This is a genomic window from Alsobacter sp. P4_H11, assembly GCF_056400925.1.
The window spans coordinates 80,489-103,756 of the sequence record NZ_JBFUKI010000013.1 but is presented as its reverse complement, the minus strand read 5'-3'; the positions used below and the strand labels follow the sequence as shown (position 1 = coordinate 103,756).

Genomic DNA, 23,268 nt, shown 5'->3' with positions numbered 1-23,268 from the left:
GATTCCCGTTTCGGACATGGCCGGACGATAGGGCGCGGGAGCCCGGCGGGCTAGGGCCGGCGGCTGCGCGCGGCCTCCTCTCCACCGGGAAGGCCGCGCCGCATATGCGGGGCTGCTACTCGAAACCGGCCGCCTTGAAGGCCGCCTTGCCGTCCGGGCCGGTGATATAGGCCAGAAACGCCGCCGCGGCCTCGTTCTTCGCGCCCGCCGGCGTCACCCCGGCCGTGTAGGTGCTGACGAGCTGCTGCGCCTCCGGCAGGTAGCCGGCGAGATCGACGCCCGCGACGGCCTTCACCTCGCTGGCCTGCGTCACCCCGATGGCGGCGCGGCCCTCGGCGACTTCCTTCATGACGTCGAGGCCGTCCTTCTGCAGGTTGGCCTTGCTGTTCACGGCATCGGCGAGGCCCATCTGCTCAAGCATCTTGGCGAAGTGCACGCCCGTGGTGGCTCCCGTCTTGGGATCCCCGTAACCCACGCTGGGCGCAGCCAGGAGGGCGGCTTTCAGCGCCTCCGGGGTGGAGAGATCTGGCTTTGCAGCGCCGGAGCGCACCGCCACGGCCATGCGGACCTGCCCGAGGTCGCGCGCTTCGCCCGAAACCTTGCCGGCCTTGGCGAGCGCCGCGATGCTGGCGCGGCTGGAGGCGACGATGTCGGCCGCCTCGCCGTTCTCGATGCGGCTCGTCACTACGCCGGCGGTGGCGTAGGAGCCGCGGACCTCATGCCCGGTGCGGCGGCGAAAATCTTCCGACAGCTTCTCGATGGTGTGTTTCACCGCGCCGGTGCCGAGCAGGCGGACCTCGCCCGCGCCGGCCGAACCGGCGCCGAGCCCCACGGCTCCGGCGACGACCAATGCTGCAACCTTCATGCGTTCCTCCCGGGCGCCGCACGCGGGCGCTTTCCGGCGCAGCTTCGGGCGTGCGGGCGCGCCGTTCAAGCCTTTGCGAGGCGCGATCACGCAGCGTTGACAAGATTGGCATCTGGCACGCCAGATAGGGCGCCGGCGCGAAGCCCGGCCCACGAAGAACGAAGAGCCGAAGAGGAAACGTCATGGAGCAAAGCCGTCGTGAGATGTTGAGCCTCGCGGCCCTGGCGGGCGCTGGCGCGGTGCTGGCGTCCGAGGCGCAGGCGCAAGTCACCGCCGCCCCGAAAACGCTGTTCAGCGTGCCGCAGACCACGATCCCGATTGTCGGGACGGACCAGGTGTTTCCGGTGCGGCGCATCTACTGCATCGGCCGAAACTATGCGGCGCATTCGCGCGAGATGGGCTCGGACCCGAATCGCGAGCCGCCGTTCTTTTTCCAGAAGCCCAGCGACGCCATCCAGAACGTGAAGGTCGGCGAGGTGGCGGACCACCCCTATCCGAGCCTGACCAAGAACTACCATTACGAGGTGGAGCTCGTGGCGGCGCTGAAGAGCGGCGGCCGCAACATCCCGATCGATAAGGCCCTGGAGCACGTCTACGGCTACGCGGTCGGCCTCGACATGACGCGCCGCGACCTGCAGCGCGCCATGGGCGACGAGAAGAAGCCGTGGGAGATCGGCAAGAGCTTCGACCGCTCGGCCCCGATCGGGCCGCTGCATCCGGCCGACAAGACCGGGCCATTCGAAAAAGGCGCGATCTCGCTGGCCGTGAACGGGACCGTGAAGCAGTCCAGCAATCTCTCCAATATGATCTGGAGCGTGGCCGAGCAGATCTCCAAGCTCTCGGAGGCGTTCGAGCTGCAGGCCGGCGACATCATCTATTCGGGCACGCCCGAGAATGTCGGCCCGGTGGTGAAGGGCGACGTGCTCCTGTGCAAGATCGAGGGACTGCCGGACATGTCGATCAAGATTGTCTGAGCGTACGGGGCGCGGTTTCCGACGCGCGCTTGCGCGTCATCGAGCCGCGCCTCAGCCCTGGCGTCTGGCATCCCACTTGCAAAGTGGCGGGCTCCTTGGAGGGAGCCCGCAATGCACCGCAGATTGCTGTCCGCCGCGTTTTTCACCGTTCTGGCCGGTTCGGCCGCCGTGTCTTCGATCGCCTCCGCCGAAACCGTCGTGCGCTACGGCATGTCGCTGGCCGACATCCCGCTGACCACCGGCCAGCCCGACCGCGGCGCGGGCGCCTACCAGTTCACCGGCTACACGTTGTATGACCCGCTGGTCGCGTGGGAGATGGACGTGGCCGACCGGCCGGGCAAGCTCGTGCCGGGCCTCGCGACCGAGTGGACGGTGGACGCCGCCAATCCGAAGGTCTGGCGGTTTGCGCTGCGCAAGGGCGTGAAGTTCCATGACGGCAGCGACTTCAACGCCGATGCGGTGATCTGGAACCTCGACAAGGTGCTGGACGACAAGTCCGCCCAGTTCGACAAGCGCCAGAGCGCGCAGGTGCGGCCGCGCCTCCCCTCGGTGGCGAGCTGGCGCAAGGTGGACGACGCCACGGTGGAGATCACCACCAAGGACGTGGACAGCTTCTTCCCCTACCAGATGCTTTGGTTCCTGGTTTCGAGCCCGGCGCAGTTCGAGAAGGTCGGCAAGGACTGGGACAAGTTCGCGTCGCAGCCCTCCGGCACGGGGCCGTTCCGGCTCACCTCGTTCCAGCCGCGCCAGCGCGCCGAGATGGTGAAGAACGAGGCCTACTGGAACCCCAAGCGCATCCCCAAGGTCGACAAGCTCGTGCTGGTGCCGCTTCCTGAGGCGCTGAACCGCACCAACGCGCTGCTTTCCGGGCAGGTGGACATCATCGAGGCGCCGGCGCCCGACACCGTGCCGCAGATCAAGAGCGGCGGGTTCAAGATCGTCGACAACGTCACCCCGCATGTGTGGAACTACCATCTGAGCGTGCTGCCCGGTTCGCCCTGGACGGACATCCGCCTGCGCAAGGCCTTGAACCTCGCGATCGACCGCGCCGGCCTCGTGGAGCTCCTGGGCGGTCTGGCGAGCCCCGCCAAGGGGCAGGTCGACCCGTCGAGCCCCTGGTTCGGCAAGCCGAGCTTCGACATCAAGTACGATCCCGAGGCCGCCAAGGCTCTCGTCAAGGAAGCCGGCTACTCGCCCGAGAAACCGCTGAAGGCGACCTTCGCGATCGCGACCGGCGGCACGGGGCAGATGCAGAGCCTGCCGATGAACGAGTACATCCAGCAGAACCTCAAGGAGGTCGGCATCGAGCTCTCGTTCAAGCCGGTGGAGCTCGAAGTGCTCTACACGCAGTGGCGCAAGGGCGCGAAGGACGAGATGAACGCCGGCGTGTCGGCCAACAACGTCGCGTATGTGACGTCGGATCCGCTCTACGCGCTGGTGCGCTTCTTCCATTCGGGCCAGGTCGCGCCGGTGGGGGTGAACTGGGGCTACTACGCCAATCCCAAGGTGGATGCGCTGATCGACCAGGCGAAGAAGAGCTTCGACGTGGCCGAGCAGGACAAGCTGCTCGCGCAGGCGCACACGCTGATCGTCGACGACGCCGTGCTGGTCTGGGCCGTGCACGACACCAACCCGCACGCGCTCTCGCCCAAGGTGAAGAGCTTCGTGCAGGCGCAACACTGGTTCCAGGACCTGACCACCATCGGCATGCAGTGAGCCCGAGCGGCGGCGCAGCGATGCGCCGCCCTCCCCCGCGTTGAGCGTCGGCGAGCCTGTGGCGCGTTGTCGCTGCGCGGCGAATTCTCCACACGTGGCGGGCGCCGGTCAGGCGTTCGGGCGACCGAGGCGAGGCTCCGCGATAGTCGTCACATTGAGCGAAGTGAAATGCCGGGGAGTTTCCGAACCCTCTCGGCCAAGGGGCCCGCGATGGGCGACCGAGCTTCCGGTTGTTGTACGACTCTACATTCCTCACAACTTCAATGACTTATTAGATTTCCGACGTCGCTTTTCCGGACTCGCGCCCGAAACTTTGGACTGCCGCCGCCACGAGACGGTCGAACCCGCCAGCCGCCCAGTGCATGGTGTTGCTATAATCGATGTAACCGCCTGATAATTGTGGACTTAATTGGCTCTTCAGATATCCGCGCCAGAAAAGAGAAGTCTTACAACTCTCGGACTATCTTCGTGCTCCCTACACCTCTTGCGAGCGCCATCGCGATCCCCCGAGCGACTGGCGAAAAATGGCGCACGATCCCGGCGCGCTGCGCCGAAGCGCTTGGGATTGCGGGGGCGATCACGGCCATCCTGGTCCCGCTGCTGATGCTGGAGCTGGGCGCGCGGGGCCCGGGGCCTTACGCGGTGGTGGTCAATCCCTTCGGGGCGGAAGACGCCGCCTCGCTGGTGGCGCGCAGCGACGGCCAGATCGTGCGGGCCGCGAGCTGGTCCTGGATCGTCGTCGCGACTGCCGACGACGACGGTTTCCGGGTGCGGCTGCGCCGGGCCGGCGCACTGCTGGTTCTCAGCCCGTTGTCTTCCATCGCCTGCGCCCCTCCGTCCAAGAGCTGACCCATGACCACGCTGCAACAGTTTCGTGCGTGGGTCGCGCCACGGTTTCTCGCGTTTCTCTGGTTCAACGCCGCCCTGGTCGCCGCCCTTGCGCTGCTGGCCGGGCACGAGCAGGCCGCGCTGCTGATCGCAGTCAGCCTTACGCTGACGCTGGCGTGCACGGCTGCTTATCGGGTCTGGGGCACCGCCCTGCCGGCGCGGATCGTGACCTCCATCGCGGTGGTGGCGTATGGCGCGCTCTATCTGCTCTGCGCCGAGGGCTCGAGCGTCATCCTGGACGTCCACATGACGTTCTTCGCCGCGTTGGCGATCGCGGCGGCGTGGTGCTGCTGGCGATCGCTCATGGCGGCGGCCGGCTTCGTGGTCGTGCACCACCTCGTGCTGAACGCCGTGTATCCGGGCGCCGTGTTCCCGGCCGCGTCCAGCATGGCGCGGGTGCTGCTGCACGGCTTCGTGGTGGCGGTGGAAGTAGCGGCCCTGTCGCTGCTCACGAGCAAGCTCGCCGAGGCTTTCGGGGCCACCGAACGCTCGCTCGCCCAGGCCGAGGAAGCGCGCGCCGAAGCCGCCAGGCTGGCCGCCGACTACCAGCTCGTGGCCGAGCGCGAGAGCCGCGCGCATCGGCACATCGTCGACATGGCCAAGGCCTTTCCGCAGACCATCGCGGAGCTGCGCGGCTCGTTCGACCAGGCCGCGCGCGAGATGCACGACACCAGCGGGTCGCTGGCCACCATGTCGACCAGCGCGTCGGAGCTCGCCACCCAGGTGGAGGACTGCGCGATGTCGACGGCCGAGCGCGCCCCCATGGTGCACATGGCCACGCAGGAGCTCACCAGCGCGATCGGCGAGATCGCCAACCGGATGAGCGAAACCGCAATGCTGACCTGCCAGGGCCGCGATCGCGCCGCCGAAGCGCAGGCGCTGGCGGACGAGCTCTCGGGCTCCATCGACCGCATCGCCTCCTTCGTGGACATGATCCGCAACGTCGCCCAGCAGACCAACCTGCTGGCGCTCAACGCCACCATCGAGGCGGCGCGCGCCGGCGAGGCCGGCCGCGGCTTCGCGGTGGTGGCCAACGAGGTGAAGTCGCTCTCGGCCCAGACCGCCACGGCGGCTGTCGCGATCGAGCGGCAAGTGGACGAGGTGGTGAGCATCTCCAAGCGCACCGTGGACGGCGTGCGCTTCTTCGCGTCGGCGCTGGACAGCATCGACGAGAGCGCCATCGAGATCGCCGCCTCGGTGGAGCAGCAGCACGCCGCCATCGAGGAGATCGCCACCGCGGTGAGCTTCATCTCGCGCGGAGCGGAGAACATGCGCGAGTTCTCGACCCGGGCGGCGGGCGCGGCGGACCGCACCAAGGGCAGCGCGATCACGGCGGGCAGCGCCGCCACGTCGGTGCAGCTCGCGGCGGACCGGCTCAACACGGACGTCGAGCGCTTCCTGCACAAGCTCGTGCAGGAGGTTTGACGGCGGGCGCTCCTACTTGGTGAGGCGGGCGACCACCACGGCCTGCTTGAACAGCGCCGCCATGGCCTCGGCGATGCCCTGGGACGGGCTGACCTCGAAGAACAGGCCGGGGCTGGCGCAGGCCGACATCCGGGGGCTGATCGCGCCCGCGAAGGGCGCCAGCCAAGCGTTGTACCAACCGTTTGTCGGCAGCGGCAGGTAGGTGGTGTAGAGCACCGCGATCCGGACGCCGCGCGCCTTGATCGCGTCGCACTGCGACACCGTGATGGGCGCCTGGCAGCGGCCGCCGCCGGCGGTAGGGCGGCTGCAGCCGGTGGGGTTGTACTCGTCCGCCACCCCGTCCGAGACCAGGAACATCACTTTCTGGGGCATGGACGGGCCGGAGCCGTCGCCCGGGTCCGAGATGGTCTGGTTGGCGGCCTGCATGATCGCGGTCAGCGGCGTCAGCATATCGTTGTTGTAGTTCTGGTACGGCACCGTCATCAGGTCGATCGTGCCCGCCTTGGCTTTTGCATTGGCCAGGATGGGGGTGAGCGGCGTGATCTCGGTCAGCTTGGCGTTGGCGGCGTCGGCGCCGAAGTCATAGATGCCGATGCGGAACTGGTTGGGCATGGCGGCGAGGCTGGCGGCCGTGTCCATCAGGCTCTGGGTGGCGGAGCGCAGCACGTCGATGCGGGTCGTGACGCCCAGCTTCTTGGCGAGGTCGTAGTAGTTGTTGGCGTTCGACATGTCGTGGCACGCGAAGGCGCACTTGTCGCTCGTGTTGGCCACCATCTTGGCGATGTCGGCCGTGGTCGCGCCCACGCCCATGGAGGGCGAGTTGTCGAGCACGAGGTAAAAGTCGATATAGGGCGCGCGGCTTTGCGCCGAGGTGGCGTAGCCGTTCGCGGTCATCCACTCCATGCCCATGACGCCGCCCAGGCTGGTGCGCATGCGGGCCGTGTACGAAAGCTGCGCCGTGCGATCGACGCCCTTGTCGCTCACCGTGACGGTCAGCCCGTCGACATCCAGCGGACGCGCGTTATCGGCGAGGCTGGAGAACAGGTCCTGCGCGATCTTGCGGGCCGCCTCGGCCGAGGCCGTGTTGGTGGAGTTGCTGGTGGCGGCCAGCACGGCCGCGTCGGCGGCGGCGTCGAGCTTGGCTTTCGCGGACGCGAAACGCGTGTAGTCGATCGCGACGCCGGCGAAGAGCACCATCGGGATCAGCACGAACGCGAAGATGACCGCGACGGCGCCGCGCTCATCGGCTCGAAGACGTCTGGCGCAGGCTTTGATCATCGAACTCTATCATCTGATCGAGCAACCATATGCGCCCGTGTTCAGAACAATAGTCTTCGACTCTCTAAAAATATGTTATTTCAGCGGCAGAAAGACGTCTGTTACTTAAAGTCGATGTTTTTTGACTTGTGGTATCTTCCAAGCTGCCAAAGTATAGGCAGGTCAGACGCCGACGGGGCGTCCAACCACAGTGACCAGCAGCTTGCCCTCGCCGAGCAGGCGCTTGGCGACGCGGGCCGTGTCCTCGAGCGAAACGGCCTGCACGAGGCCGTTGCGCCGGTCCATGTAGTCGATCCCGAGATCGTCGAGCTGGATGCGCACGAGCTGGCCGGCGATCTTGGTGGAGGTGTCGAAGTTCAGCGCGTAGGAGCCGATCAGGTACTTCTTGGCCTTGTCGAGTTCATCCGCGGTGGGCCCATGCTCGGCCATGCCGAGGATCTCGCTCTCGATCAGCGCAATGGATTCGGCCGTGCGCTCGTTCTTGGTCGAGGTGCCGCCCATGAACATCGCGGCGTGCTGCAGCGGCGCCAGGTGCGAGTAGACCGAATAAGCGAGGCCGCGCTTCTCGCGGACTTCGCGGAACAGGCGGGCCGAGAAGACGCCGCCGCCCAGGATGTGGTTGACCACGAGCGCGGGGATCCAGTCCGGATCGCGGCGCGCCAAGCCGGGACCGCCGAAGCGCACGGAGGATTGCGGGATGTCGAGGTCGATGACCTTGCGGGTCCCGATCGCGGCCGGCTTCACGTCGGCGACCGGCGCGCGCTCGGCCTTGGCCGGGAGGTCGCCGAAGATGCGGTCGAGCGCCGCCGCCAGCGTCGCGGCGTCGATGGCGCCGACGACGCCGATCCGGATGGCGTCGCGGGCGATCACGCGGCGGCGGTAGTCCAGCAGGTCCTCACGGCCGATCGTCGGCAGGCTTTCGAGCGAGCCGTGCACGGCGCGGCCGTAGGGGTGGCCCGGAAACGCGGTTTCGAAGAAGGCGCGGCTCGCCATGCTGTCGGGATCGTTGATCTCGTGCCGGATGCCGGCCTCAATCTGGTGGCGCACGCGCTCCATCGGCTCGTCGTCGAAGCGCGGCTCCGCGAGGCAGAGGCGCAGCATGTCGAAAGCCTCGTCCTTGCGCTTGGCGAGCGTGCGCAGGTGGCCGGAGAACACGTCGCGGTCGGTGTGGAAGCGCAGCTCGATCGCGAACTCGTCCAGCCGCTCATGGAAGGCGGCCGAGTCGTAGGGGCCCGCGCCCTCGTCCAGGATGCCGGAAAGGAAGTAGGAAACGCCCGGCTTGCCGGCCGGATCCTGCGAGGAGCCGCCCAGCGCGGCGAACTCCAGCGCCACCAGCGGCACCGTGTAGTCCTCCACCAGCCAGGCCTCGACGCCGCAGCGGGTGGCGACGCGCTGGATGCGCGAGGCGTGGGAGGTTCTCTCGGGCTGGACGGGCGCGTTCATGGCGATGCTCGATTCTCGACTGCGCGACGCCCGGGTCGGCCGGGTGTGCGCGGAACAACAGGGTCAGGCGGACGGGACGACGCGGCTCAGGCCGCCTCGTCCTTCACCAGATAGCCGCTGACGCAGCGGCGCGGCGGCAGCCAGCGCGCGGCGGCCTGCCGCACGGCCTCGGCCGTGACCTTCTCGATGTCCTGCGGCCAACGCGCCACATCCTGCACGCGGCCGCCGGTGGCGAGCGTGGAGCCGTAGATGCGGGCCAGCGAGGCCTGGCTGTCCTGGGCGTAAACGGTGTCGGCGATCAGGCGCGTCTTGGCGCGCTCGAGCTCCTTCGCTTCCACCCCGTTCGCGACCAGGTCGGCGACCGCCGCCTCGATCTCGGTCTCGAGATCCTCGAGCTCGACGCCCGGGCGCGGCACGGCGTAGAGCACCACCCGGGTGCGGTCCACGGCCGTGCCCTGGTACCAGGCGCCGGCCGCGACGGCGACGCGCTTCTCCATCACGAGGCGGCGATGCAACCTGCCGGTGGCGTGGGCGCCCAGGATCTGCGTCAGCACGTCCAGCGCCTCGGCGTCGCCGGGCTCGGCCGTGGAGTAGGACGGAGCCAGGAAGGCCTGCTGCAGCGAGGGCTGCTCGACCTTGGGATCCGCGAGGCTGACGCGCCGGTAAGCGCGCGTCTCGGGCTCCTGCGGCCGCTGGCGCTGGGGGGCGCTGCCAAGCGCGGGCACGCGGCCGTAGGTGGTCTCGGCAAGAGCCTTGACCTCGTCGGGCGTCACGTCGCCGGCCACCACCAGGATGGCGTTCTCGGGCGTGTAGAAGCGCTTGTAGAACTCCAGCGCGTCCGTGCGGTCGAGCTTCTCGATCTCATGCATCCAGCCGATGATCGGGATGCCGTAGGGATGATGCGTGAACAGCGCCGAGGCGACCGACTCGCCGAGCTGGGAGCCCGGGTCGGTCTCGACCCGCATGCGGCGCTCTTCCAGCACCACGTCGCGCTCGGGCGCGACCACGTCGTCGGAGAGCACAAGGTTGCTCATCCGGTCGGCCTCGAGCTCCATCATGGTCCCAAGGTGCTCCTTGGCGACGCGCTGGTAATAGGCCGTGTAGTCGAGCGACGTGAAGGCGTTCTCCTGCCCGCCGAGCTCCGCCACGATGTTGGAGAACTCGCCTTGCGGGTGGCTGGCCGTGCCCTTGAACATCAGGTGCTCGAGGAAATGCGCGATGCCGGACTTGCCGATCGGATCATCCGCAGAGCCGTTGCGATACCAGATCATGTGCGTGACCACGGGCGTGCGGTGATCGGGGATCACCACCACTTCGAGGCCGTTGGCGAGCTTGAAATCGGAGACCTGGGGGCCCTCGCCGTGCGCGGGTGCGGAAGAGGCGGCGGGAGCGTCGGCGACTGTCATGATGATCCTCGACCGGAGGGCTCGGCGTCTGATGCAAGGATGACGCGACGCCCGGCTGTGGCTCCAAATATAGAGAGGGGCCCTGCCTTTCGACAGGGCCCCTCGGGTCGGCTTCAGGCGCTCGCTTATTCGACGGGCTTGGGCTTGCGCCACATTTCGTACGGGCTGCCTTCCTGATTGTCGCTCAGCTTGGGCTCCACCGGAGCCTTCGGCAGCGCCATTGCGCCGCGGGCCGAGGGCGCGCGGTAGCCGATGGGCGGGTCGGTCAGGAACTGGCGCTCGGGCTCGACGCCGGCGAGCATCTCGTCCTTCTTTGGCCCGCTCAGCTTGCCGCGGTTCTGCATCTTCTCGGGGCCGGCCCAGAACTCGGCGCGCAGGTCATCCTTGTAGGGATTGGCCGGGCCGGTGTTGAGGCCCGCGCCCTCCTGGCGGCCCGCCCGCATCTCGTAGACGCTGAGCGGCTTGCCCTCGTTGAGCTTGTAGGTCTGCGTGTCGTGCACGGGCACGCGGGCCTCGGCGGCCTTCTTGCGCGCCTTCACGACGTCCGGGTCGGTCGGCCAGTTGGCCCCGCGATTGGCGGACTGCTGCGGCTGGCGCAGCTCGATCTTCGGCGGCACGACCAGCGGGGCGCGCTCGCGATACTCGATCTCGGGCTTTTCGTCGCTCTGCAGGCCCAGGAAGCCCATCAGGCTGTTGAGCGTCTCGCTCTGCGCCATGGCGGGCGTGCCGAAGGACAGCGAAGCCGCCATCGCGGCGGCCGCGAGGGCCAGTTTCGTGGAAAGCTTGAACACCATGGAACGCGATCCCTTTCGCCGGCAGCCCTGCAACTCTTGCGAGCTGATGCCCACCTAACGCGGCCAATTCAAGGCGCTGCGCCGAACCTCAGATGCCTGCGCCCGGGTCTGCCCCGGCGGCGTCCTGCCCGGCCGGCCGCGCCTTGCGGCCTTCGACGACGACGGAGTCATACAGAAGCAAGGCCACTCCCGCAACGATAGCCGAATCGGCGACGTTGAACACGTAGGGGAAAAACGGGATCCAGAAGAGCAGCACGAAGTCCGCCACGGCCCCATAGGCCACCCGGTCGACGGCGTTGCCGAGCGCGCCGCCGATGAGGAGCCCCAGCGCGATCGCGACCAGCCACGAGCCCGCGCGCCGCAGCCAGATCGCGAGGCCGATCGCGGCGACAACCGACAGGGCGACCAGCAGGTAGCGGCCCCAGTCCTCGTGCTGCTGAAACAGGCCGTAGGACACGCCCCGGTTCCACACCATCACGAGTTCGATTGGCCCCACCCGCACGGGCGGCCGCTCCGGCAGCCGGAACACGTGCAGGATCCAGGCCTTGGATGCCTGGTCCATCAGCAGGGCCACGACGGCCACGAGGGCGCCGGCCCGGGCGTAGCGTCCGGCCGTCACGCGGCGGTCTGCGCGGCGTGGGCGGCGTCCCATTCGCGCAGCGCCGCGGCGTCGCGCGGGGTCACGTCCGGATAATCCGGATCGGCGCCGATCTCGGTGGAGAACTTCCACGAGCGGGCGCATTTGGTTCCGGGCGCGGAGCGGGACACCACCGCGACGCCGGGCGCGTCCTCGACCTTGAACGCGCCTTCAGGCGCCTCGCCCTCCATCAGCGCGAGGCCGGATGTGATGCAGACCTCCGCCATGTCGACGGTGGCGAGCAGCGCGCGCAGCTCGGGGTCGGCCACGTAGAGCTCCGGCGCGGCCTCCAGCGAGGAGCCGATGCGCTTCTGCGCGCGCTCGATCTCCAGCGCGCCGGTGACGACGCGGCGCACGCGGCGGATGCGGGCCCATTTCTCGGCCAGCGCGTCATCGCGCCAGGCCGCCGGCGTGTCCGGGAAGAGCTCCAGATGCACGGAGCCGCCGGAGCCCGGATTGCGCGCCAGCCAGGCCTCCTCGGCGGTGAACACCAGGATGGGGGCGAGCCAGCCATTGACGCGGCGGAACACGGCGTCGACCACCGCCAGCGCGGCGATACGGGTCTCGCTGGAGGCCGGGTCGCAATACAGCACGTCCTTGCGGACGTCGAAGTAGAAGGCCGACAGGTCGCTCGTCATGAAGCTGCTGAGCAGCGCGATGACGCGCTTGTAGTCGAACTCCGCATAGGCCTCGCGCACCTGCGTGTCGAGTTCGGCCAGGCGGTGAAGGACGAAGCGCTCCAGCTCGGGCATCTGGGTCGGCAGCGGCGCATCCGGGTCATAATGCGCCAGCGTGCCGAGCATCCAGCGCAGGGTGTTGCGCAGCTTGCGGTAGGTCTCGACGAAGGTTTTCAGGATTTCCTTGCCGATGCGCAGGTCGTCCGAATAATCGGCCGCCGCCACCCACAGGCGCAGGATGTCGGCGCCCGCCTCCTTGATGACGTCCTGCGGGGCCGTGACGTTGCCCTGCGACTTCGACATCTTCTGGCCCTTCTCGTCCAGAACGAAGCCGTGGGTGAGCACCACATCATAGGGCGCGCGGCCGCGAGTGCCGCAGCTTTCCAGCAGCGAGGAATGGAACCAGCCGCGATGCTGGTCCGAGCCCTCGAGATACATCACGGTGTCCTGGCCGCCATCCACCACGCGGCGGATGCCCGCGAGGCCCGGGAACTGCTCGGGATCCTCCAGCGTGAACGCGTGGGTAGAGCCGGAGTCGAACCAGACGTCGAGCACGTCATAGACGGGCGTCCACGCGGAGGGGTCGTCCACGAGGCCCTCCAGGAAGCGCCGGGGGTCGCCCTCGAACCAGGCGTCCGCGCCCTTTTCGGCGAAGGCGTCCTTGATGCGGGTGGTGAGAGCCTCGCTGGCCGCGAAATCGGGGCCGGGCGCGAGCTCGACGACATTGCCGCTATCGTCCTCGCGGGTGAACACCGTGATGGGCACGCCCCAGGCGCGCTGGCGCGAGATGACCCAGTCGGGCCGGTTCTCGATCATGCCGTTGATGCGGTTCTCGCCGGCGGCCGGCACCCAGCGGGTGTGGCTGATCGCCGTGAGCGCGACTTCGCGCAGCGTACGGTTGCCCAGGGCCGAGACGCCCTTGTCCATGGCGATGAACCATTGCGGCGTGTTGCGGAAGATCAGCGGCGCCTTGGAGCGCCAGGAATGCGGGTAGCTGTGCTGCAGGCGCCCGCGCGCCACCAGCGCGCCGACCTCGACGAGCTTCTCGATGACGCGCTTGTTGGCGTCGCCATCCTTACCCTTGTCGTCCAGCACCCGCGCGCCGGCGAACAGCGCCACATTGGGATAGTAGGCGCCGTCCGGCCCGACCGTGTGCGGCACCTCCTGGGTGCCGGCCGCGGCGAAGACCTGCCGGTTGTTGATGAAGGTGATGTAGTCGTCCGCGCCGTGGCCGGGCGCCGTGTGGACGAAGCCCGTGCCGGCGTCGTCCGTGACGTAGTCGGCCGCCACCATGGGGACGCCGAAATCATAGAAGCCGTTGGCGCCCGCGACGCCGGCGAGCGGGTGCGAGCAGGTTTCGACAAAGGCGGGGTCAAGTTCGCGGATGCGCTCGAAGGCGTCGACCTTCGCGGCCTTCATGACGCTGTCGGCGAGCTTGTCGGCCAGCACGTAGAGGTCGCCCACCTTGGCCCAGTTGCCCTCGGGCGCCTCGGTGACCTTGTAGAGGCCGTACTCCACGGTCTTGGAATACGCGATGGCGCGGTTGGCCGGGATCGTCCAGGGCGTGGTGGTCCAGATCACCACGGAGGCGTCGCTGAGCGACACGTCGGACGTGTCCCGCACCGGGAACTTCACGAAGATCATGGTCGACTGGTGGTCGTGATACTCGACCTCCGCCTCGGCGAGCGCGGTGCGCTCCACCACGGACCACATCACCGGCTTGGAGCCGCGATAGAGCTGGCCGGTGGCGGCGAACTTCATGATCTCGTGTGAGATCTGCGCCTCGGCCGGATAGGCCATGGTAAGGTAAGGGTTCTCCCAGTCGCCCGTGATGCCGAGGCGCTTGAACTCCTCGCGCTGCACGCCAAGCCAATGCTCCGCGAAGGCGCGGCATTCCTGGCGGAACTCGACGACCGGCACCTCGTCCTTGTTCTTGCCCTTGGCGCGGTACTGCTCCTCGATCTTCCACTCGATCGGCAGGCCGTGGCAGTCCCAGCCGGGCACGTAGTTTGAGTCGTAGCCCAGCATCTGCTGCGAGCGGGTGACGAGGTCCTTCAGGATCTTGTTGAGCGCGTGGCCGATGTGGATGTTGCCGTTGGCGTAGGGCGGGCCGTCATGCAGCACGAATTTCGGCCGCCCGGCCGCGCTCTCGCGCAGCAGCCGGTAGAGCTGGTTGCTTTCCCAGCGCTGCAGCAGCTTGGGCTCGGCCTGCGGCAGGCCGGCGCGCATCGGGAACTCCGTCTGCGGCAGAAACAGCGTCTTGGAATAATCGCGGCCGGCGGTTTCGGCGGGAGTGGAGGCGGCGTCGTTCATCGAGGTGCAACCGGATTGGGCCGGCCGCGAGGCGGCGGGCGAGAGACGATCGGGCGAAAGAAGCGCGCATGCGCCGAAGTCCCGGACCCTCGCGAAGCAAAACGCCTCACCCGAGGGCCGGGCCGGTAATTCGCAAAAATGGGGCAAGCGCGCGTTGCGCCGCTGCGGTCATGGCCGGGTTCTAGCAGCGCAGGCGCGGGGAAGAAAGGGCTGGCGCGTCAAACCAGTCGCAACGGCAACGCCGACGGCGCTGGACAATCCGCCGGGCGCGCCAAGGCGGCGCGGGCTTCGGCGCTGTCCTGGTCCATGCGGGCGATAAGCGCCTCGGCCGAGTCGAACTTCGCCTCGCCGCGGATCCAGGCCGCGAACTCCACGTCCACGGTGCGACCGTAGAGATCGCCGCTCCAGTCGAACACGAAGACCTCCAGCAGCGGCGCGCCGTCGTCGAAGGTCGGGCGGCGGCCGAAGCTCGCGACGCCGTCGTGCACCGCCCCGTCGATGGCGATGCGCACCGCGTAGATGCCGTGCCGCAGGGCGCAGCCCGGGGCCATGCGCAGGTTGGCGGTGGGATAACCCAGCGTGCGGCCGCGCTTGTCGCCGTGCTGCACGGTGGAGCGCACCACCCAGCGGTAGCCCAGCAACCGTGCGGCCTGCTCGACGTCTCCCTCCGCCAGCGCGCGGCGGATGGCCGTGGACGAGACCGGGCCGCCCGCCAGCGCCAGCGGCTCGACGATGTCGACCGCGAGGCCGAGCGCCCTGCCCTGCTCGGCCAGAAAGGCCGGCGTGCCCTGCCGGTTGGCGCCGAAGTGGAAGTCGTAGCCCGCCACCACGCCGGACAGGCCGAGGCGGCGCAGGAACAGGTCGGCCAGGAAATCCTGCGCCGACATGGCCGCCAGGGCGGCGTCGAAGGGCAGCACGATCGCGCCGTCGAGGCCCATGCGGGCCATCAGGGCGAGCTTCACGGGCTCGGGCGTGAGCGGGAAGATCGGCTCGTCGGGGCGGAAGAAGGCGCGCGGGTGCGGGTCGAAGGTGAGCACGCAGGCGGGCCGCCCGAGCCGCGCCGCGAGCGCCTGGGCGCGGCCGATCACGGCCTTGTGGCCGAGATGGACGCCATCGAAATTGCCCACCGCCGCCACCGCGCCGGCGAGCGCGCCCACATCCGGGGCCGCGCCGCGCACCACCGTGAAGGGGCGCTCATGGGAGAGGGTTGATCCGGGAGCGGGCACGCGGCGTGAGGCCTTTTCGGGAGGCTGGAGGGCGGAGGGGCGCCGGGGCGGCGCGAACCGCGCGCAAACTGGCGCGCAGGGCCGGCCGGGTCAAGCGCCCGCGACGGCCTCGCCGGCCACGGGCTTGGGCCGGGCCGAAGCCGGGGCCATCACCCAGGCCTCGCCTTCCAGAACGGGCTTTCCGTCCACTAGGCAGTGGCAGTCCAGCCGGACGCGGCGGCCCTTCTCAATGATCTCGGCGACCTCCACGACGGCCGCCACCACGTCGCCGATCCGCACCGGCGCGACAAAGCGCAGCGTTTGCGACAGGTAGACCGCGCCTGGGCCCGGCAGCCGCGTGCCGATCACGGCCGAGATCAGGCTGGCGGTGAACATGCCGTGCGCGATACGCTGGCCGAAGCGCGTCGAGGCTGCGTAATCGGCAGACAGATGAACCGGATTTATGTCGCCGGACAGCTCCGCGAAGGTGTTCACGGTGCTCTCCATCACGGTGCGGAGCAGCGTTTCGCGCATGCCGACCTTGAGTTCATCGATCGTGTAAGTGCGCAACGTCATCGGTTTCCTTGTATTTTCAACCGCCGGTTGGCCCTGTTTGTGTAGGCCACGCTGGCCAACTTAGCCAAAACGTTAGGAAGCAGGCTATTGGACTTTCCGCGATTCAACTCAAACCCTTGGCATTAACAGGTTTGAAAGCCGCGCCCGCTAGGGTGTCGGTCGGTAGTGCGGCTGCCACTTGCGATCCAGAAGCTAGACGTCGGTCAAGGACCCACGTTTGAGGGGGACAGTTCATGGGCTTCGAAACTTCGATGCCGATCCTCGTTGTCGATGATTACCAGACGATGATCCGCATCATTCGCAACCTCCTCAAGCAACTCGGCTTCGAGGACGTGGACGACGCCACGGACGGCGTGCAGGCCATGGCGAAGCTGAAGCAGCGCCGCTACGGGCTCGTGATCTCGGACTGGAACATGGAGCCGATGACCGGCTTCGAGCTCCTGAAGACCGTCCGGGCCGACGACGGCCTGAAGGACACCCCCTTCATCATGGTGACGGCCGAGTCGAAGACCGACAACGTCATCGCGGCCAAGAAGGCGGGCGTGTCGAGCTACATCGTCAAGCCGTTCAACGCCCAGACCCTGAAGGCGAAGATCGACGCCGTTTGCGGCCCCTGAGCGGTTTCGCGTCGCACCCCCGCGACGCCGAAGCCGTGCGCTCGAGACCAGACCCATGACCGACAGCGCCGCCCGCCCATCCCCCGCCCACGCCGCAACGCCGGCGCGCGGCGTCCACCACCGGCCGATGCGCCCGCTCGAGGCGCTGGCCGGCGAGGCCGCCGGATCGCGCACGCCGCTCGTGCGCGAGCTCAACGCAGCCGCCGACTACCTGCGCTTTCTCCGCCAGGAGGTCGCCCGCCTGGGCGCGGACGAAATCGCCAAGGACCGCATCCCGGCCACCATCCGCGAGCTCGACTGCATCATCGAGGGCACCGAACGCTCGTCGCAGTCCATCATGGGGGCGGCCGAGGAGGTCGTGGCCGCCGCCGGCGCGATGGATCCCGCCGCCTACAAGGCCTTCGTGGGCGAGAAGATGACCGCCATCTTCGTGGCCTGCGCGTTTCAGGACCTGGCGCGCCAGCGGGCCCAGCGCATCCGCTCCACCATGCAGACGCTGGAGCGGCGCCTGTCGCGGCTGGCCACCATGGTGCACACCCGCACCACCCCCGACCTGATCGACTATGCGCCCATCGGCGCCGACGGCTTCGACCCGATCGGCCCCGCCGCGCCCGGCGAGGGCAACGACCAGCAGCGCGTCGACGAGATCTTCGACGACCTGAACGACATCGCCTGGAAATAGGCGCTTCGCTCGCCGCGCGCCTTTTTCGCGGCGCCGGATACCGCTCGGGCCAAAAATGCTCTAGGACGCGGGCAGTTTTGCAAGTTCCGGGCGCCCCATCATGGCCGACACTGACGACACATCCGCCCGCGTGAAGGCGCGGCTGCCGCGCGGCTTCGCCGACCGCGGCCCGGCCGAGATCACCGCCACCGAGCGCATGCTCGCGGCGATCCGCGACACCTTCGAGCTGTACGGCTTCGAGGCGGTGGAAACGCCGTTCGTGGAATACACCGAGGCGCTGGGCAAGTTTCTGCCCGACCAGGACCGGCCCAACGAGGGCGTGTTCTCGTTCCAGGACGACGACGACCAGTGGTTGTCGCTGCGCTACGACCTCACGGCCCCGCTCGCCCGCTCGGTGGCGGAGCGCTTCGATAGCCTGCCGAAGCCCTATCGCAGCTATCGCTGCGGCTGGGTGTTCCGCAACGAGAAGCCCGGCCCCGGCCGCTTCCGCCAGTTCATGCAGTTCGACGCCGACACGGTGGGCGCGCCCTCGGTGGCGGCCGACGCCGAGGCCGCCATGCTGATGGCGGACACGCTCGAGAAGGTCGGCGTGCCGCGCGGCCAGTACGTCGTGAAGGTCAACAACCGCAAGGTGCTCGACGGCGTGCTGGAGGCCATCGGCCTCGCGGGCGACGAGAACGCAGGGCGGCGGTTGATCGTGCTGCGCGCCATCGACAAGCTCGACAAGGTGGGCTCGGACGGCGTGCGCGACCTGCTCGGCCCGGGCCGCATGGACCCAAGCGGCGATTTCACCAAGGGCGCGGGGCTACGGGACGAAGAGATTGAGTCGCTGATTTCAGTTTTAGAGATCTCGAAGCTGTTTGAAGAAGCCCGCGAAACGCCCGCAGTGGGTGACGCCGAGGCTGCATTGGACGCGATCCATGACAAACTGGCCAACCTAAATATCGGAGTCCATGAGAGCGAGATCCGTCGAGAACATCGCGTTCGCGCAAACACGATTTTTTCTGTCCTCGGGGAACTACTAAGCGAATCGGAACAAGGTAGAACCGGCGTTGAAGAGCTTCAGCAAATCTGGAACTTGGTCTGCGCTGGCGGTTACAATGACGGCCGCGTCATCATCGACCCCTCGGTGGTGCGCGGCCTCGAATACTACACCGGCCCGGTCTACGAGGCCGAGCTCACCTTCGAGGTGAAGGGCGACGACGGCAAGCCGGTGCGCTTCGGCTCGGTGGCGGGCGGCGGGCGCTATGACGGGCTCGTGGCGCGCTTTCGCGGCGAGCCGGTTCCGGCCACGGGCTTCTCGATCGGCGTATCGCGCCTCCTGGCGGCGCTAAAGGTGCTCGGCAAGATCGAGGACAAGGCCGGGCTCGGGCCCGTGGTCGTGCTGGTGATGGATCGCGACCAGATCGCCCACTACCAGGGCCTCGTCGCGCAGCTGCGGCGGGCGGGCATCCGCTCCGAGCTCTATCTCGGCGGCGCCGGCATGAAGCCGCAAATGAAATACGCCGACAAGCGCGGCAGCGTCTGCGTGGTGATCCAGGGCTCCAACGAGCGCGAGAAGGGGGCCGTGCAGGTCAAGGACCTCGTGCTCGGCGCCAAGCTCTCGGGCGCGCCCGACCGCGAAACCTACCTCGCCATGCAGGCCGAGGCGCAGTTCGAGGTTCCGGAGGGCGAGTTGGTCGAGGCCGTCCGCAAGGTGCTGGCGCGCCACGCCGGCTGAGCGGCGACGCGGAAGGCCGGGCTCAGCGCCCGGCGCCGTTCTTCAGGAATGAGCGAAGCGACTGGCGCAGCCCGTCGCCCGCCGCGGCCGGGTCCGCGACGGTGGGCTCCGGCGAGGGTTGCGGCGGCTGCGGCGCCGGGCGGGACGCGCCAAGCTCGCGCACCAGCGCGGCGAGCGCCGAATCCGGCGGCGGCATCTGGGTTTCGGGGCGAGGAGCCGGCGTCGCGGCCGTGCGCGCACGTGCGGCCGCCGAAACCGGCTCGGGGCGGAACGCCTGCGAGGCAGGCGAAGCCTGCGGGGCAGTCGGGGCTTGCGCGGCGGGCGCTGCTTGAGGCTCGGGCGCGGCCCGGCTTTCGGCCACGGGCCGCTCGGCCAGCACGTCTGCCCGCACCGGACGCGGAGCGCCGAAGATGTCGCCGCGCGCGAGCGCGATGCTGAAATCCGCCAGGTCGATCATGACGTCGTCGGCGTCGACGCCCTCGACGATCAGCGCCAGGCCATGCCGCGCCATGAGGCCGGCAAGGTCGGCGGGATGGATGTCGGTCGGCACCGCGCCGCTTTGGGCCGCCAGCAACAGCTCGGCCGAGACGCTGACGAAGCGGAACCCGCGCTCGAACAAGGGCCGGGCATCGAGCTTCAGGTCCGAAACGCCCGATATCGCGAAACGGAAACCGAGCTCGCGGATCGCCTCCAGCCCCTCCAGCTCCAGCGCGCCGAAAGCGCGCACGTCGGCGAGCGGGAACTGGAAGACGATGCGGCCGACGAGTTCACGCTCCGCCGCCCCGAGCGCCGTCAGGGCCTGGAAGAAGGTCTGGTCCACCAGCGCGCGCGTGGTGAGGCCGCACAGGATCGGCACGTCGCGGCCGCGCCCAAGCAGGTGGCGGGCGATCTTCACCACATTGGCGAGCAGATAGGCGTCGAACTGGGCCGCGAGGCCGCGCTGCTGGGCGATGGCGGCGACATCGGGCATCTCCACGAAGGCGCCGGACGGCAACCGCACGCGCGCCATGGTCTCGTAGAGCGTCACCTTGCGGTGCGGCGCGGCCATCACGGGCTGCAGAAACAGGTCGAGCCGCTCCTGCGTGATTGCCTTGGCGACGAAGTTCCGGTCATCCCGCGACTGGCCGGGCCTGGGAGCCGGCGGCTCGTTGTGAGGCGCAGCCTCGGCGGCGCGCGGGGCCTCGGGCGGCGCCTGAAACGCGGAACGCGCCACGTCGGCGGCCGAAGCGTCGGCGGGCAGGTTGGGGGCGTCCGTGCGGGCAAACAGCTCGGCGTCGTGCATCGCGACCGCCTGGGCGAGGTCGCGCACCACGGAGCCCACCATGTCGAGCTCGTTGGCGACGGCCGTCACGGTCTTGCGGCTGTATTCCACCATGGCGCGATCCAGCACGCCCATGCGCTCCTCGACGGCGGCCAGGCGCTCGCGCGTCGCCGCCAGCTCTTCCAGCACGGCCGCGACTTCGCTCGTGTTGATGGGCGCCGGCGCGCCGCCGCGGCGCGACCAGGCGGCGATCGCCAGCAGCGCCACCGCGGTCGCCATGCCGGCCAGCGCCGAAATCGGCCAGGACAGGCCAACGCCGCTCCACAGCGTGAGCGCGCTGGCGCCCGCCAGAATGACGACGCCCGCGAAGATGGCGATGGGTTCGAACCTGCTGGTCACGGCGGAACGGTTGCCCGGTTGATGCTGCCCCGACGGCCGCCGCGCGTGCGAATCACCGCACGATGCCCGACGAAACCGCCTTTGGGCCGGAGAGTGTCGCATCCACCCGCGCCCGAAAAGCCGTTTCCCCTTTTGCGCCCGCGCTTTCCCGGCCTTTTTCGCGCGACGGCGGCCTTTGAGGCTGGCTTGAAGGGTGGCCGGCCAGTGGGGTTCTTGCAGCGCGGGTTCTTGGCGTGGGGCGTGCACGCGCCTATCTGAATCCGGAATGGCGGACGCCCCGTGTGCGGCGCCACGCCCGGAGACCATCATGAGCGAAGCACTGAACACCACGCCCGACGTCGTCCTGGCCGTGAAAGGCATGACCTGCGGCGGCTGCGCCAACGCAGTGACCCGCGTGGTGAAGCGGCTCGACCCCGGCGCCGAAGTCTCGGTCGACCTCGACAACGCCCGCGTCAACGCCCGCACCAGCGCCGACCCGCACGGCCTGGCGGAGGCCATCACCAAGGCCGGCTACGAGGCCGTGCCGCTGGCGTGAGGGCGCGATCGCTCGCGCCGCGTTGACGGGAAAGCAGTCTAGCCGCCCCACAACGCCCCTCATCCTGAGGAGCAGGCCCGCTTGGGCCTGCGTCTCGAAGGACGAGGAGTCCAGAACGCGGAATTGCCGAGCGCCCTGGAGTCCCTCGTCCGTCGAGACGCATCGCCAAGGGGCGACGCTCCTCAGGATGAGGGGATGGTGGAACGCTCCCGGGCCGGGGCCACCCTCCCGTCATTGCGAGCGACAGCGAAGCAATCCAGACTAAAAGCCCGGTCATTAGACTGGATTGCTTCGCCTCCGGCTCGCAATGACGGCGAGGCGCTGGGTCGCTCTCGACAGCCTCCCAGCATCCGACACACCCTGCCTTCTCGCATCTTCTGCCAAAAAGCTGCGGCGGACGGCCGCAGTTTCGCAGGGGCCACGCATGGGGGCGGCTTTCGCGCGGGCTGGCGCCCTGCTAGGCTTTTCCGACACGTTCAGCTTCGTCGCCGACCGCCCGGAGGCCCCATGTCACTTGCTCACGATCACCTGTCCGGCCGCGACGTCGCACCGAACGACCTCGACGCGTTCTGGCTGCCGTTCACGGCCAACCGCTCCTTCAAGCAGAACCCGCGCATGATCGCGGGCGCGAAGGACATGCACTACATCACCCCCGAGGGCCGCAAGATCCTGGACGGCGTGGCGGGCCTGTGGTGCTGCAACGCCGGGCATGGCCGCCAGCCCATCGTGGAGGCGATCCAGAAGCAGGCCGCGGAGCTCGATTTCGCGCCGACCTTCCAGTTCGGCCACCCCAAGGCCTTCCAGCTCGCCTCGCGCATCGCCGCGCTTGCGCCGGCCGATCTCGACCACGTGTTCTTCGCCAATTCGGGCTCCGAGGCCGTGGACACCGCGCTGAAGATCGCGCTCGCCTACTGGAACGTGAAGGGCCAGGGCTCGCGCACCCGCCTCATCGGCCGCGAGCGCGGCTACCATGGCGTCGGCTTCGGCGGCATCTCGGTGGGCGGCATCGTCAACAACCGCAAGTTCTTCGGCTCGCTGCTGGCGGGCGTCGACCACCTGCCGCACACCTACAATCGGCAGGAGCAGGCCTTCACCAAGGGCGAGCCCGAGTGGGGCGCGCATCTGGCCGACGACCTCGAGCGCATCGTCACCCTGCATGACGCCTCCACGATCGCGGCCGTTATCGTGGAGCCCATGGCGGGCTCCACCGGCGTGCTGCCGCCGCCGAAAGGCTACCTGAAGCGCCTGCGCGAGATCTGCGACAAGCACGGCATCCTGCTCATCTTCGACGAGGTGATCTCGGGCTTCGGCCGGCTGGGCTGCGCCTTTGCGGCCGAGCGCTACGGCGTGGTGCCGGACATGATCACCTTCGCGAAGGCGGTGAACAGCGGCACGGTGCCGATGGGCGGCGTGATCGCCCGCAAGGGCATCTACGACGCCTTCATGAACGGGCCCGACAACGCCATCGAGCTCTTCCACGGCTACACCTATTCGGGCCACCCGCTGGCGGCTGCCGCGGGCCTCGCGACCCTCGACCTTTATCGCGACGAGAACCTGTTCGAGCGCGCCAAGGCGATGGAGCCGAAGTGGATCGACGCCATCATGACGCTGAAGGGCCTGCCCAACGTGCTCGACATCCGGGCGGTGGGCATGGTCGGCGCCATCGACCTCGCGTCGCGGCCCGACGCTGTGGGCAAGCGCGCGTTCGAGGCCATGGACCGGGCGTTCCGCGACCATGACCTGATGATCCGCATCACCGGCGAGACCATCGCGGTTACGCCGCCGCTGATCATCTCCGAGGAGCAGATCGGCGAGCTCGTCGACAAGCTCGGCAAGGTGATCCGGGCGGTCGCGTAA

19 protein-coding genes are annotated in these 23,268 nt (G+C 68.7%); 9 read left to right on the top strand and 10 right to left on the bottom strand.

All coding sequences use genetic code 11. The features are described from left to right. Nucleotides 1–115: 115 nt before the first annotated feature. The gene (locus tag AC1DSZ_RS20630) at nucleotides 116–865 is read right to left on the bottom strand and encodes a molybdate ABC transporter substrate-binding protein (protein ID WP_476840220.1); all 750 of its coding nucleotides are present in this window, start codon (nucleotides 863–865) and stop codon (nucleotides 116–118) included. Between the two features lie 182 nt (nucleotides 866–1,047). Here AC1DSZ_RS20630 and AC1DSZ_RS20625 point away from each other — a divergent pair, with 182 nt between their 5' ends. The 4 genes from AC1DSZ_RS20625 to AC1DSZ_RS20610 all read left to right on the top strand — a co-directional run bounded on the left by AC1DSZ_RS20625 (nucleotide 1,048) and on the right by AC1DSZ_RS20610 (nucleotide 5,868). Next, entirely contained in the window at nucleotides 1,048–1,839 is a 792-nt protein-coding gene (locus AC1DSZ_RS20625) for a fumarylacetoacetate hydrolase family protein (RefSeq protein WP_476840219.1), read from the top strand. A gap of 111 nt (nucleotides 1,840–1,950) precedes the next feature. Then, entirely contained in the window at nucleotides 1,951–3,555 is a 1,605-nt protein-coding gene (locus AC1DSZ_RS20620; RefSeq protein ID WP_476840218.1) for an ABC transporter substrate-binding protein, read from the top strand. A 468-nt stretch (nucleotides 3,556–4,023) separates the two neighbouring features. Beyond that, nucleotides 4,024–4,404 (top strand): hypothetical protein, encoded by a 381-nt coding sequence (locus tag AC1DSZ_RS20615; RefSeq protein WP_476840217.1) that lies wholly within the window; start codon nucleotides 4,024–4,026, stop codon nucleotides 4,402–4,404. Nucleotides 4,405–4,407: 3 nt separating this feature from the next. Beyond that, complete coding sequence (locus AC1DSZ_RS20610) at nucleotides 4,408–5,868, top strand: methyl-accepting chemotaxis protein (protein WP_476840216.1); 1,461 nt, start codon at nucleotides 4,408–4,410, stop codon at nucleotides 5,866–5,868. A gap of 12 nt (nucleotides 5,869–5,880) precedes the next feature. On the opposite strand, the gene AC1DSZ_RS20605 is transcribed toward AC1DSZ_RS20610, so the two are convergent. The 8 genes from AC1DSZ_RS20605 to AC1DSZ_RS20570 form a co-directional block, all read right to left on the bottom strand. Next, complete coding sequence (locus tag AC1DSZ_RS20605; protein WP_476840215.1) at nucleotides 5,881–7,146, bottom strand: TadE/TadG family type IV pilus assembly protein; 1,266 nt, start codon at nucleotides 7,144–7,146, stop codon at nucleotides 5,881–5,883. A gap of 162 nt (nucleotides 7,147–7,308) precedes the next feature. Then, entirely contained in the window at nucleotides 7,309–8,589 is a 1,281-nt protein-coding gene (locus tag AC1DSZ_RS20600) for a M16 family metallopeptidase (RefSeq protein WP_476840214.1), read from the bottom strand. Between the two features lie 86 nt (nucleotides 8,590–8,675). Further along, entirely contained in the window at nucleotides 8,676–9,995 is a 1,320-nt protein-coding gene (locus AC1DSZ_RS20595) for a M16 family metallopeptidase (RefSeq protein ID WP_476840213.1), read from the bottom strand. A gap of 125 nt (nucleotides 9,996–10,120) precedes the next feature. Further along, on the bottom strand, nucleotides 10,121–10,789 hold the full coding sequence (locus AC1DSZ_RS20590; protein WP_476840212.1) for a hypothetical protein: 669 nt from the start codon (nucleotides 10,787–10,789) through the stop codon (nucleotides 10,121–10,123). Nucleotides 10,790–10,877: 88 nt separating this feature from the next. Continuing rightward, a complete protein-coding gene (gene lspA, locus AC1DSZ_RS20585; protein ID WP_476840211.1) occupies nucleotides 10,878–11,441 on the bottom strand; it encodes a signal peptidase II in 564 nt (187 codons plus the stop codon). Next, entirely contained in the window at nucleotides 11,405–14,416 is a 3,012-nt protein-coding gene (gene ileS, locus AC1DSZ_RS20580; RefSeq protein WP_476840210.1) for an isoleucine--tRNA ligase, read from the bottom strand. The genes lspA and ileS overlap by 37 nt, the downstream gene beginning before the upstream one ends. 218 nt (nucleotides 14,417–14,634) lie before the next feature. Continuing rightward, a complete protein-coding gene (locus AC1DSZ_RS20575) occupies nucleotides 14,635–15,642 on the bottom strand; it encodes a bifunctional riboflavin kinase/FAD synthetase (RefSeq protein WP_476840209.1) in 1,008 nt (335 codons plus the stop codon). A 90-nt stretch (nucleotides 15,643–15,732) separates the two neighbouring features. Beyond that, nucleotides 15,733–16,197 carry a MaoC family dehydratase gene (locus AC1DSZ_RS20570; protein ID WP_476840208.1) on the bottom strand — a complete coding sequence of 155 codons (465 nt, stop codon included), beginning with the start codon at nucleotides 16,195–16,197 and terminating at the stop codon, nucleotides 15,733–15,735. A 233-nt stretch (nucleotides 16,198–16,430) separates the two neighbouring features. On the opposite strand from AC1DSZ_RS20570, the gene AC1DSZ_RS20565 reads away from it, so the two are divergent. From AC1DSZ_RS20565 to hisS, 3 genes are all read left to right on the top strand, one after another. After that, nucleotides 16,431–16,814, top strand: coding sequence for a response regulator (locus AC1DSZ_RS20565; RefSeq protein WP_188516500.1), 384 nt, complete (start codon nucleotides 16,431–16,433; stop codon nucleotides 16,812–16,814). A gap of 55 nt (nucleotides 16,815–16,869) precedes the next feature. Then, the gene (locus AC1DSZ_RS20560) at nucleotides 16,870–17,496 is read left to right on the top strand and encodes a hypothetical protein (RefSeq protein WP_476840207.1); all 627 of its coding nucleotides are present in this window, start codon (nucleotides 16,870–16,872) and stop codon (nucleotides 17,494–17,496) included. Between the two features lie 100 nt (nucleotides 17,497–17,596). Beyond that, complete coding sequence (gene hisS / locus AC1DSZ_RS20555; protein ID WP_476840206.1) at nucleotides 17,597–19,216, top strand: histidine--tRNA ligase; 1,620 nt, start codon at nucleotides 17,597–17,599, stop codon at nucleotides 19,214–19,216. A 22-nt stretch (nucleotides 19,217–19,238) separates the two neighbouring features. Here the strand turns inward: hisS and AC1DSZ_RS20550 are convergent, their stop codons facing one another. Continuing rightward, on the bottom strand, nucleotides 19,239–20,876 hold the full coding sequence (locus AC1DSZ_RS20550) for an EAL domain-containing protein (protein ID WP_476840205.1): 1,638 nt from the start codon (nucleotides 20,874–20,876) through the stop codon (nucleotides 19,239–19,241). Nucleotides 20,877–21,183: 307 nt separating this feature from the next. Here AC1DSZ_RS20550 and AC1DSZ_RS20545 point away from each other — a divergent pair, with 307 nt between their 5' ends. Then, the gene (locus tag AC1DSZ_RS20545) at nucleotides 21,184–21,411 is read left to right on the top strand and encodes a heavy-metal-associated domain-containing protein (protein WP_188516496.1); all 228 of its coding nucleotides are present in this window, start codon (nucleotides 21,184–21,186) and stop codon (nucleotides 21,409–21,411) included. A gap of 507 nt (nucleotides 21,412–21,918) precedes the next feature. Further along, the gene (gene aptA, locus AC1DSZ_RS20540; protein ID WP_476840204.1) at nucleotides 21,919–23,268 is read left to right on the top strand and encodes an omega-aminotransferase AptA; all 1,350 of its coding nucleotides are present in this window, start codon (nucleotides 21,919–21,921) and stop codon (nucleotides 23,266–23,268) included.